The sequence below is a fragment of the Blastomonas sp. UPD001 genome (assembly GCF_003426715.1).
GTDB lineage: Bacteria > Pseudomonadota > Alphaproteobacteria > Sphingomonadales > Sphingomonadaceae > Blastomonas.
Genome location: NZ_QKVT01000001.1, coordinates 2,217,621 through 2,228,451, shown reverse-complemented (window position 1 = coordinate 2,228,451; position 10,831 = coordinate 2,217,621). Strand labels below are relative to the sequence as shown.

The 10,831-nt window shown below is 66.3% G+C and carries 9 protein-coding genes; 5 read left to right on the top strand and 4 right to left on the bottom strand.

Annotated features, from left to right (window positions below):
- The 5 genes from DM995_RS11320 to DM995_RS11300 form a co-directional block, all read left to right on the top strand.
- On the top strand, nucleotides 1–1,201 hold a 1,201-nt coding region (locus DM995_RS11320), incomplete at its 5' end, for a TonB-dependent receptor domain-containing protein (protein WP_116969489.1).
- Between the two features lie 66 nt (nucleotides 1,202–1,267).
- Nucleotides 1,268–2,116 carry a DUF1838 family protein gene (locus DM995_RS11315; RefSeq protein WP_116969488.1) on the top strand — a complete coding sequence of 283 codons (849 nt, stop codon included), beginning with the start codon at nucleotides 1,268–1,270 and terminating at the stop codon, nucleotides 2,114–2,116.
- A gap of 138 nt (nucleotides 2,117–2,254) precedes the next feature.
- The gene (locus tag DM995_RS11310) at nucleotides 2,255–3,271 is read left to right on the top strand and encodes a DUF1838 family protein (RefSeq protein ID WP_116969487.1); all 1,017 of its coding nucleotides are present in this window, start codon (nucleotides 2,255–2,257) and stop codon (nucleotides 3,269–3,271) included.
- Between the two features lie 2 nt (nucleotides 3,272–3,273).
- The gene (locus tag DM995_RS11305) at nucleotides 3,274–4,542 is read left to right on the top strand and encodes an MFS transporter (RefSeq protein ID WP_116969486.1); all 1,269 of its coding nucleotides are present in this window, start codon (nucleotides 3,274–3,276) and stop codon (nucleotides 4,540–4,542) included.
- A 99-nt stretch (nucleotides 4,543–4,641) separates the two neighbouring features.
- On the top strand, nucleotides 4,642–5,439 hold the full coding sequence (locus DM995_RS11300) for an IclR family transcriptional regulator (protein ID WP_031317891.1): 798 nt from the start codon (nucleotides 4,642–4,644) through the stop codon (nucleotides 5,437–5,439).
- On the opposite strand, the gene DM995_RS11295 is transcribed toward DM995_RS11300, so the two are convergent.
- From DM995_RS11295 to DM995_RS11280, 4 genes are read right to left on the bottom strand one after another with little or no spacing between them, the layout of a single operon-like run.
- The gene (locus DM995_RS11295) at nucleotides 5,436–6,965 is read right to left on the bottom strand and encodes an aldehyde dehydrogenase family protein (RefSeq protein ID WP_116970429.1); all 1,530 of its coding nucleotides are present in this window, start codon (nucleotides 6,963–6,965) and stop codon (nucleotides 5,436–5,438) included. The genes DM995_RS11300 and DM995_RS11295 overlap by 4 nt on opposite strands.
- A gap of 12 nt (nucleotides 6,966–6,977) precedes the next feature.
- Nucleotides 6,978–8,126: an FAD-dependent monooxygenase gene (locus DM995_RS11290; protein ID WP_116969485.1), complete on the bottom strand. Its 1,149-nt coding sequence runs from the start codon at nucleotides 8,124–8,126 to the stop codon at nucleotides 6,978–6,980.
- Nucleotides 8,123–9,037 carry a polysaccharide deacetylase family protein gene (locus DM995_RS11285; RefSeq protein ID WP_023837322.1) on the bottom strand — a complete coding sequence of 305 codons (915 nt, stop codon included), beginning with the start codon at nucleotides 9,035–9,037 and terminating at the stop codon, nucleotides 8,123–8,125. Before DM995_RS11285 ends, DM995_RS11290 begins: the two co-directional genes overlap by 4 nt.
- Nucleotides 9,038–9,066: 29 nt before the next feature.
- Nucleotides 9,067–10,617, bottom strand: a complete 1,551-nt coding sequence (locus DM995_RS11280) for an FAD-binding oxidoreductase (protein ID WP_116970428.1) — start codon at nucleotides 10,615–10,617, stop codon at nucleotides 9,067–9,069.
- Between the last annotated feature and the right edge of the window lie 214 nt (nucleotides 10,618–10,831).

The window sequence follows — 10,831 nt, the reverse complement described above, 5'->3', positions numbered from 1 at the left end:
CGCGAATATCTTCCTGGTGCCGGACAGCAACGTGACCCAGGTTGTCGGCAGCTACTCGCGCGCCAGCACCAAGACCTTCTCGATCTTCGGCGCGGTGGGCTACGAACTGGGCGATTTCCGCTTCAATGCCGAGGCGCGCTACAATTCGGACGTGAAGCAGGCACAGGTGTTCTCGATTTCCAACCCCACCTCGGCACCCGGCGTCAACAAGCCGATCCCCGGCACCAGCGTTCCGGCACCGGGCACCTTCCCGGTGATCGGCCCCATCTTCAAGCGCACCTTCAACAGCTTCACCCCGCGGTTCACGCTCGACTATCGTCCGGTAGAAGACATCCTGCTCTACGTCTCGGCCGCCAAGGGCGTGCGTTCGGGCGGCTTCAACACCGCCAATCCGGTGAGTGCGACCGGCATCCTCGCCAGCGAGGTGCCTTATGAGGAAGAAACCAACTGGACCTATGAGGCCGGGTTCAAGAGCCGGTTGTTCGACCGGCGCGTGACGCTGAACGGCTCGTTCTTCTATGTCGACTGGAAGGACGCGCAGGTTTCCGCGTTCACCCAGAACCCGACGGCGGTGAACCCGGTCCGCATCGTGCAGAATGCGGGGGCGATCCGCGCCAAGGGCTTCGAGATGCAGGCCGACTGGGACATTACCGACATGTTCTCGATCGGCGGCAGCTTCATCTATTCGGATCCCAAATTCCGCCCCGGCGCCTATGACGGATCGACGATTCCGCAATGCCGCGCCGGGACGACGCCTGCCACCTTCACCAATGCGCCGGGCTGTCCGCCGATCATTGCGGTGCCTACCGCCAATGGCGGCACCCAGTTCGTGCCGTCGCTCGATGGCCTGCGTGCGCAACGCTCGGTCAAGACGCAGTATAACGTCCACGCGGTGGCCAATGTACCGGTGTCTGACGACTGGGCGATCAAGGCGCGTGTCGATGTCAACTATACCGGTCCGGCGTTCAACAACCTGATCAACACGATCAGCTTCGGCGAACGCACGCTGGTCAACGCGCGGTTGGCGCTGGAAAGCGACCGCTATTCGATCGCGCTCTGGGCCAACAACCTGCTCGACGAAATCTATGTGCAGAATTCGATCAACCAGCCGCGCGCCGGCTTCCCGTCGGCCTTTTCGATCCCCGAAGCCTATCTGGGCGAGCGGCGCCGCTTTGGCATCACCGCCGGGGTGAAATTCTGATAGCATCCCGGGCGCGGTATTCTGGCGGATGCCGCGCCCTCATTTTGACATGTGAAGGACCGCCCCATGATCGGTCGCCGCGAGGCATTAGCCGGACTTCTTGCCACAGGCGCTGCTGGCGCGTTCCCCGCACGGCTGTTCGCCGCCGATGGCGGGCTGGACGTGACCAGCCCGGAGGGACGGCAGCGGACCTTCATGATGATGCGCTGTGCGCTCGACGAGGAACTGACCACCAACTGGGTGCAGGCCAGCTATTTCGGCGTGGTCGGAGACGAGATGACCCCGCTGTTCGGCGTATCGTCGGCGGTATTCTCGCGCACCCGGCGGCTCGACGATGGCACCTATCGGTCGGTCAGCTTCGAGCTGGCCTGGTTCACCGATCCGGTAACCAGCAAGGCGATGGACGGGTTCCGCAACCCCTATACCAACCAGGATTGCCAGGTGCCGAGCGGCGGCTTCCAGCCTTCGGCCTCGATATTCGGGCGTGACCTGTCGTTCACCTTGCCCAAGCCCATTCCGGGGCTGACCATCGAGCATCACGTGCTGCCGTTCGTCGTCCGCGGCGATGATGTGTGGGTGAGCGAGCAGATGCGCTCCGAGAGCCTGTTTCCCGGCGCGAGCCGGCCGTTCCGCTATTCGGACAACAGCGTGCTGCACGCGCGCAAGAGCGACCTGATGAAGCCCGGCGCCACGCGGGTGACGTCCGAGGTCAGCTATACCAATGTCGTATCGTGGCGACCCTGGCTGGGCATGGGCGACCGCCCCGGCCACCTCACCGCCAGCGGATTTGGCCGCCAGAATGCACATCCGGATTCGCTGCCGCCCGCCTGGCTCGAAGCGACAGCGGCGCGCAAGCCCGAGGTGCTGAAGGATCCTGCGGCGATCCTGGCGCCCTTATGGGACGTGAAGGGGTAAAATTTCGCTGGTCCTGAAGCGTTTGTCCGAAGACCGGCAATCTTATCCAACAGGCGAACAAACATGCAGAAGCATCGCGGAGGCTGGCGCGATTGCCATCAATCTGTAGCAAGGACGCAGCGCCAACAGGAGGACGCGATGGCAGGGCAGGGTTCGAAGATGGTCAAACGGTGGTCGCTGGGTTTGCTCGCGAGCGGCCTCGTGCTGGCAGGGCTTGCCGCCACGCCCCGCATGGCCAAGGCCGAGGTGCCGAGTTTCGTCACCAGGATCGACACCAAGAGCCCGATCTGGAACCGCGATACCTATGCGCGGATCGATGGCGAGCTCGACACCTCCAAGCAGAAGGTCAGCCGCATCACCGGCACCGTCTATGGCGTGCGCCCGCTGTTCAAGATCGACGGTTTCTCGGTCGTCCGCACGCTGCGCCTGCCCGATGGCAACTGGCGGCGCGTGCTCAAGGAGGTGGTCTTCTACCGCGATCTCGAGACCGGCAAGATCATGGACAGCTGGAACAACCCCTATACCGGCGAGACGGTGAAGGTGGTGCCGATCGCCAACGATCCGTTCAACTACGACATCCGCGACACCAAGCCGCAGCCGCCGAGCTATGGCGGGCTCAACAAGGATACGCGGCCGCCCGAACCGTTCCTGCTCAACTGGAGCGACGGCCCCGGCAACACGCTGATCCTCGAGACGGGCATCGACCTGTTCTATCCCGCCTCGCTGCAGCCCAAGGAATGGCCGCGCGAATCGGCCGGCGCCTTCAACCGCGTGTCCGAGCATTTCCTGTTCTTCGTCGACAAGAAGGATATCGAGAACCCGAAGCTCACCGCGCTGCCGGTGACCGGAAGCTGGTCGCGCATCACCCCCTGGCTGCCCTGGATGCTGATGGGCGAGGCCCCCGGCTTCATCAACTATTTCGCCTCTTTCGGCACGATGACCAATGGTATCGCGGACCTTCCCGCCGATCTGGTAGAGGCCGCGCGCAAGATCGATCCGGGCTATCTGACCGCGCCGACCGAGGATTACGGCCCGTCGCTCTCGAGCCTCGAGAATTACAAGATGACGCAGAAGCCCGCGCCGGTCCCGCCGGGCTGGACCCCGCCGCAGCCGCCCGCAGCGCCCGTGCTGCCGCCGATGCCGCCGCGTCCGTGAGCATGGAGGCAGCAGCGCTGGCGGCCTCCGCGCCGTCCGAGCGGACCCGGCTGACGCTGGGCGGACAGGTCGGCTATGGCGTCGGCCAGATTGCGGGGCAGATCTTTCGCGACATCCCCTCGCTGCTGCTCCTGTTCTTCCTCACCAATGTCGTCGGCATGGATGTCGCGCTGGCGGGGGCTGCGATCTTCCTGCCCAAGCTGGTCTTCGGCGTCGGCAGCGATTTCGCCGTGGGCATGCTGTCCGACCGGCTGAAGGGACGGGTACCGCGCCGTTACTGGCTGCTGGTCGGTGCGGTGCTCGCTCCGCTAGCGCTCACCCTGCTGTTCCGTGTGCCCGATGGCGACAATGCGCAGCGCGCGGCCTGGGTGATCGTCACCTTCAGCCTGTACATGATGGTGTTCGCGACCTTTTCGGTCCCCTATCTCGCGATTGCCGGAGAGCTGGCCTCGAACGAGCGCCAGCGCACGGTGCTGATGGCGTGGCGGCTCGTGTTCACCGCGGTGGGCGTATTGACCGCAGGCGCGGTCGCGCCCGCACTGGTCGAGCAATTCGGTGGCGGCGCAGACGGCTATCGACAGATGGCGGTGGTGCTGTCGGTCATCGCCTCGGCCTCGCTGCTGCTCGCGTTCTTCGGGATAGGGCGCAAGGCCGATGGGGCTCAGGGCGTGTTCGCGACCCCGCCGCTCCGGGGCTATGCGACCATGCTCTATTTCCTCACCTATCAGTCGGGACGCGCCGACGCGTTGCAGGTGATCGGGGTGATCATCCTGAGCGCCTGTGCCGGGATCATCGCCGCGCAGCCCTTCTGGGTCTGGGCGGCCGGACGCTTCGGCAAGCCGCGCGCCTTCATCGCCGGATCGGTCATCTATGCGCTGAGCTACATGGTCTGGCTCCTGCTCGCCGACCAGCCGATCTGGGTCGCCTATCTGCTCGCCTTCACCGCCGCGATTGGCAATTCGGGCTGGACGGTGATCGGCTTTTCGATGCTCGCGGACATTGCGGCGGACGATGCCGACCATTCGGGCCTCTATTCGGCCGCCTGGATCGCGGCGGACAAGATCGCCTTCGCGCTGGGGGGCACGCTGCTCACCGGCCTGGTGCTTTCCGCTTTCGGCTTCGATGCCGCGCGTGCGGTCGCCGGGCTGCCGCAGAGCGAGAGCGCGGTGCTGGGCGTCGGGCTGGCCTTCGGGCTGATCCCTCCGGTCCTGACGCTGATCGGGGCTGCCATCATCGGCATCTGGGCGCGCAAATATCCGACTGTCGGATAAATCTGGAAAGTCTGCCACCATCCGGATAGTTTGACGCAGCATTCGCCTGCCGCCGGCTCCGTCATGGGGCGGCGCAGCAGCGAGAAGGGGGCTGTGGCCATGAAGGGAGTTCCGATCCAGTCGTTCAGCCGGGCGATCGCCGCCTTGAAGGCGATCAACCGCAACCGATCGATGACGATGATGGAAATCTCGCGCGCCGCCAACGTGCCCTATCCGACCGCCCACCGCATCGTGCAGACACTGCTGTACGAGGGCCTGATCGAGCAGGAACCGGCGCGCAAGCGCTATCGCCCGACGCTGCTGGTGCAGAGCCTGTCGAGCGGCTATCAGCAGGACGGGGTGCTGGTCGAGGCGGCGCGGCCGCACATCGTGGCGCTGACCCGCAAGATCGGCTGGCCGGTCTCGATCGCGATCCGCGTCGGCAAGAACATGATGCTGCGCGACTCGACGCACGCGAACACCTCGCTCACCTTCGCGCAATATTATCCGGGCTTCACGCTGCCCTTGCTCGACAGCGCGTCGGGCAAGCTCTCGATGGCCTATGCCGATGACGAGGAGCGCGCGCAGATCCTCAAATGGATGCGCGCCGACCAGGATATCGACCCCAATTATCTGGCAGCGGCCGAGCTGGCGCTGAATGCGGAGGGTATCCGCGCGCGCGGCTATGCGGTGCAGGGGCGCAACTATTTCAACCACACGCCGGGCAAGACCTCGTCGATCGCGGTGCCGATCTTCAAGCAGGGCCGGTTCGAGGCGGCGATGACGCTGGTCTTCTTCGCCTCGGCGCTCAAGCTCGAGAATGCGCTCGAAAGCTATCTGCCCGAGCTGCTCGCCACCGCCAAGGCGATTGGCGAGTCGCTCGACCGGGCGTCACCAGAGGCCGTTGCGGCCGCCTAGAGCCGCGCGGTGACCGCCTTGGTCTCGAGATAATTGTCGAGGCTCTCGCGCCCGAACTCACGGCCCCAGCCGGATTGGCTATAGCCGCCGAACGGGATGTTGTGCGCGACCGCGCCATGGCAGTTGATCGAGACGTGGCCCGAGCGGATGCGCGCGGCGATCTTGTGCGCTGCAGAAAGCGAGCGCGTCCACACGCTGCCCGACAGGCCGTAGGGCGAATTGTTCGCCATGCGCGCGATCTCGTCCGGGTCGAGCGTGTCGAAGCGCTGCACTGCCATCACGGGGCCGAAAATCTCGTCCTGCACGATCCCCATGTCGGGGGTCGTGGCGGTAAAGATCGTCGGGGCGATGAAATGACCTGCGCGGTTGAGACGCTGGCCGCCGGTGCGCAGCGTCGCCCCTTCGCTGAGGCCGCGCGCGATATAGCCCATCACCTTGGCGGCATGCGCCTGCGACACCATCGGCCCGATCATGCAGCCGGGGGCGAGGCCGTGATCGACCACCAGATTCTCCGAGAACGCGACCAGACCCTCGATCATCGCCTCGTAAATGTCGTCGTGGACGAAGATGCGGGTGCCCGCCATGCAGTTCTGTCCGCCCAGGAAATAGGTCGCCATCGCCACGCCGGGCACCGCGAGCTCGAGGTCGGCATCGGGCATCACCACCACCGGCGACTTGCCGCCGAGTTCGAGCGTGACCTTCTTGAGATTGCCGAGCGCGGCCTCGACGATGCGGCGTCCGGTCGCGGTCGATCCGGTAAAGGCCACCTTGTCGATACCCGGATGCCCGGCGAGCGCCGCGCCGACCCCTGGCCCGGTGCCGTTGACGATGTTCACGACACCGGCGGGAAATCCGGCCTCGGCGATCAGGTCGGCCAGCGCCAGCGCGGTCAGCGGCGTTTCCTCGCTGGGCTTGACGATATTGGTGCATCCTGCGGCAAGCGCTGGCGCGAGCTTCAGGATCGCCATCGACAGCGGCACGTTCCACGGGATGATATGCGCGGCGACGCCGACCGGTTCGCGCAGCGTGTAGGTCAGCGCTTCGGCCTCCATGCTGACATGCGCGGGCGGAGTGGTCGTCGTGCCTTCGATGGTCCCGGCGAGCCCGGCATAATAATGCAGCATCTCGACGCAGTTGCTCACCGTCAGGCTGGCGATGAACATCGGCATGCCGCTGTCAATCACTTCCAGCTCGGCGAGCATCTGCGCATCGCGCTGCATCAGCTCGGCCAGCTTGCGCAGCAGCGCGGCGCGATAGGCGGGTTGCGAGCGCGCCCAGCCGCCATCGAACGCGTTGCGCGCGGCCACCACAGCCGCGTTGACGTCCGCCGCTTCGCCGACCGCAAAGCGCGCGACGACGAGGCCCGTCGCGGGGTCGCGCGTCTCCATCACCTCGCCGCCAAAGGCCTCGCGCCAATCGCCATCGATGAACAGCTGATGGTCGCGTGCCAGAAAGGCGCGCGTCGCATCGCTGATCGGATGGCCGTCGAACGGGGTCGGGGCATAGGGCAGGGGGGAGACGCTCATCAGCATGGGTCCTTACACCGCGACCGTGCGGCAGTCATAATCGAACAGGCCGAGCGTTTCCTCGTTGCGCAGCTCGGTGAGGCCGAACAGGTCGGTCTCCTGGCCCTGCATTCGGTCGGCATTGGCGTTGGATTCGGCCTGGATGAAGGTGGTGCGCTCGATCCGCGCGTCCTGATAGCGCTGCAGCCCCTCTTCGGGCGTGGCCGAGGCCGCGAGCGCGCGCGCCAATACCACCGCATCCTCGATCGCGCAGGCCGCGCCATGGCCGAGGAACGGCGTCATCGCATGCGCCGCATCGCCGAGCAGGGTGACGCGGCCATCGACGATCCAGCTCTTGAGCGGCTGGCGCGCGTTCAGCGCCCAGCGGAAATGCGGCACCGCCTCGGCGGCGGCGATCATCGCCTGCACCTCGGGTTCCCAGCCGGCATAGATCTCGCGCAGCTCGCCGGGCACGGCGGGGATGGTCCAGCCATCGTCCTGCCAGCCGCTCTGCCGCGCGAAGAACACCATGTTGAGCAGGGTGGAGCCGCGCACCGGATAGCGGGTGATCATCCTGCCCGGGCCGATATGGATGCCGGGCCAGTCCACGAGGGGGCGCAACGCGTCGGTCACCGGCACCACCGCGCGCCAGGCCACATGGCCGGTGAAATGCGCCGCGACCGGCTCGAACCGGTCGCGGATCGCGGACTTGAGGCCATCGGCCCCGACCAGCACGTCGCCGCTCACCTGCTCGCCATGCGCCAGCGTCACGGTGGTGCCTTCGCTGGACACCACCTGCGCGCCGGCGCGCAAGGTCACGCCGGCCTCGCGCGCGGTCTCGACCAGGATCGCGTGCAGGTCGGCGCGGTGGATATAGACATAGGGCGCGCCGTATTTGGCGCGGGCATCGGCACGTTCGAGCGTCAGCAGCGCGCGGCCGTCCTGCCAGTGCTGGATGCGCTGGCGCTTCGGTTCGACCCCGGCGGCGGCGACCTCTTCCATGCAGCCGATAAAATCGAAGCCGCGCATGGCATTGGGCGACAAGGTCACGCCCGCGCCGATCTCGCCGAATTCGGGCGCGGCCTCGAGCAGCTCGACCGGAAACCCGGCCTGGGCGAGCGCGGCGGCGGCGGTCAGCCCGCCGATGCCGCCGCCGGCGATCAGGATGCGCGGACGGCTCATCGCAATTGTCCCGGAATATGGCTTTCGTGGTTCTGCAGATACCAGTCGGCAATCTCCTCGCGCGTCGCCCACCACACGCCGGGCAGCGATTGCGCGTGCTGGATGAACTCGCGGATCGCGCGGACGCGGTGCGCGCGGCCCGAGACATGCGGGTGCAGCCCGACATTCATGATCCGCCCGGTGACCGCGCCTTCCTCGTACAGCACGTCAAGCTCCTCGATCAGCGCCTGGGCGAACTGGTCTGTGGTGAAGTTCTTGCGGGTGATGAAGGTGAAGTCGTTGATCTCGTTCGAATAGGGCACCGAGACGATCGGCCCGTGCGGGGTCCGCAGCAGATAGGGCTGATCGTCGTTCATGATGTCGCAATAGAAGGTGCAGCCCTGCTCGGCGAGAATGTCAGCGGTCTGCATCGTCCCGCGCAGCGAGCTCGACAGCCAGCCCTTCGACTTGCGCCCGGTATGCTTCTCGAACTCGGCGAGCGAGCGCAGGATGATGTCGCGCTCCCTTTCGGGCTCGTGCGCGAAATTGCTGAGCAGTTCGCCCTGTTCCCAGTTGTGCGTGAGCAGCTCCCAGCCGCGTTCGAGCACCGCGTCGGTCATCGCGCGGCGCCGCTGGAAGGTCACCGCATTGGCGGTGCAGCTCGCCTTGGCCCCCAGCTGGTCGAACAGGTCGAACAGCCGCCAGATGCCGACGCGCTGCCCGTATTCGCGCCAGGTGAAATTGGGGAAATCGGGCGTGTTGCCGGGCAGCACATCGGGCAGGATGGCGGGCCCGCCGGCATAATAGGGCTTGTCGGTATCCTTGGTGAGGTCCCAGGTTTCCAGGTTGAACGTGAGGATCAGCGCGACGCGCGCCCCGTTGGGCCATTTCAGCGGCTGGCGCTGCGGAAGCGGGATATAATCGTAGTCCATCGTCTGCCTTTGCAACTGGCGGGGGCGCGTCAGAGCCCGAGCACGCCGGGGTTCATCAGGTTCTGGGGGTCGAGCGCCGCCTTGGTCGCCCTGACCAGCGCGCGCGCCGCCGGGTCGAGCCGGTCGAGATAGGGATAGGCGCGCCCGATCTGGAAATGCGCCGACCCATGGCACTGCATCAGGTCGACGAGATCGGCCTTGAGCTGGTGCGCGGCGGCGCGCGCCTCGGGGCTTTCGGGATAGGCAGGGATGTCCGCGAGATAGTCTGCGCCCAGAATCTCGCGGTGATAGGGGGTCAGCGTATCGGGCCAGTAGATCGCGATCTCGTAGAGCAGACCGTGCCCGCCGATGCTGCTGAACATCGTTCCGGTCCACACGCCCAGCCGTTCCATCTCGGCGCGGCGGGTTTCGAGCACCGCGATGAAATCGGAGTGAAAGCGGTTCGCGGCCTTGTGCGTGAAGATGCCGTGCAGCGGCACCCAGCGCTCGCCCCTGGGGCCGAGCACATTGTACAGCGGCGCAAAGGGCATCGAGCGGACGAACGCGGCGGCGCTGTTGGCGATTTCCTGCCCCTCGGCGGTCATGATCGCGCGGATGCGGTTGAGCCGTGCGTTGACGTCCGCCTTCTCGACGCCCTCGACGATGACATGGCAGCTATAGCGCGCCTCGCGCATCTCGCCTTCGCCCGCCAGCGCCATCTTGGCCAGCTGCACCACGCCCGAGAGCGGGTTGGGCGCGGCGCGCATCACGTTGCGCGCGATGTTGAGCCGCGCCGCCGTGCCTTCCGACCGGGCGATCTGGCCCTGCGACAGCGCCTGGTCGATGCTGAAATGCGAATCGTCCAGCCCCTCGCGCGCCAGCTGGCTGACCGACCGGTGGTAGCTGGCGAAATCGGCGAAGGAGAAGCTGGCGGTGTCGAAGGCGGGACGCACGGCGATCAGCGGCAGCGTGATCGCGACCTTGAGCCCGAAAGCGCCGCAATCGCCGGTGAACAGGCCGGTCAGGTCCGGCCCATAATGGCGCGTGGCGTTGCTGATGCCCGTATTCATCAGCGTGCCATCGGCCAGCACGACCTCCATGCCGATCAGCGATTGCGCCGATATGCCGTGCGCGCCGCTGCCATGGCTGATCGTGTTCTGGCTCATGCTGCCGCCGATGGTCGCGACGATGCCCGAGAATGGTCCCCAGAAGGGCGTGCGCAGCCCCAGCGGATCGAGCGCGGCCTTGAGCGCGGCCCAGGTCACCCCCGCACCGACGCGGACATGCGCGTTGTCCGCATCGATCTCGATCGATTGCAGCGCGCCCATGTCGAACAGCACATGCGGCTGATCGCTGACATAGCCGTCCGAATAGGACGCGCCGCCGCCGCGGGGAACCATCGCCACGCCGGCCTGAGCGCAAAGGCGCGCCGCCGCCTGCACGCCTGCGATATCGAGCGGGCGGACGATGCACAGCGCCTCTGCCCCGCGCGCGAACACGTCATGCGCATAGAAGGCCCGCCGGTCGGGCGCGGTCATCACCTGCGCTTCGCCCAGGGCTGCCGTCAGCCTGTGTGCCAGATCGTCGATACTGTCCCCCATGCGCCTGTTGCCGCTCCTGCTGCGTCTGATCGCGGTTCGACCATGTTCGCCGCGCACCGGGTATCGGGCAAGCGCGATTTATCCGCCTTGCGGTTGATGGTCGCGAAATGATTACATGGCGAACACGAATTCCTAGCCTTGCCGCATTGATGGAGACCCAAAGCATGGCCCTTGTCCGCCCGCCGCTCTCACCCGCCGTGACCGAATTTCTCGC

Bases quoted from the DNA above. Each gene is read 5' to 3' on its own strand.
- DM995_RS11295 (WP_116970429.1), bottom strand. From the start codon at position 6,965: ATGAGCGTCTCCCCCCTGCCCTATGCCCCGACCCCGTTCGACGGCCAT.
- DM995_RS11290 (WP_116969485.1), bottom strand. From the start codon at position 8,126: ATGAGCCGTCCGCGCATCCTGATCGCCGGCGGCGGCATCGGCGGGCTG.
- DM995_RS11305 (WP_116969486.1), top strand. From the start codon at position 3,274: ATGGAGGCAGCAGCGCTGGCGGCCTCCGCGCCGTCCGAGCGGACCCGG.
- DM995_RS11285 (WP_023837322.1), bottom strand. From the start codon at position 9,037: ATGGACTACGATTATATCCCGCTTCCGCAGCGCCAGCCGCTGAAATGG.
- DM995_RS11315 (WP_116969488.1), top strand. From the start codon at position 1,268: ATGATCGGTCGCCGCGAGGCATTAGCCGGACTTCTTGCCACAGGCGCT.
- DM995_RS11300 (WP_031317891.1), top strand. From the start codon at position 4,642: ATGAAGGGAGTTCCGATCCAGTCGTTCAGCCGGGCGATCGCCGCCTTG.
- DM995_RS11280 (WP_116970428.1), bottom strand. From the start codon at position 10,617: ATGGGGGACAGTATCGACGATCTGGCACACAGGCTGACGGCAGCCCTG.
- DM995_RS11310 (WP_116969487.1), top strand. From the start codon at position 2,255: ATGGCAGGGCAGGGTTCGAAGATGGTCAAACGGTGGTCGCTGGGTTTG.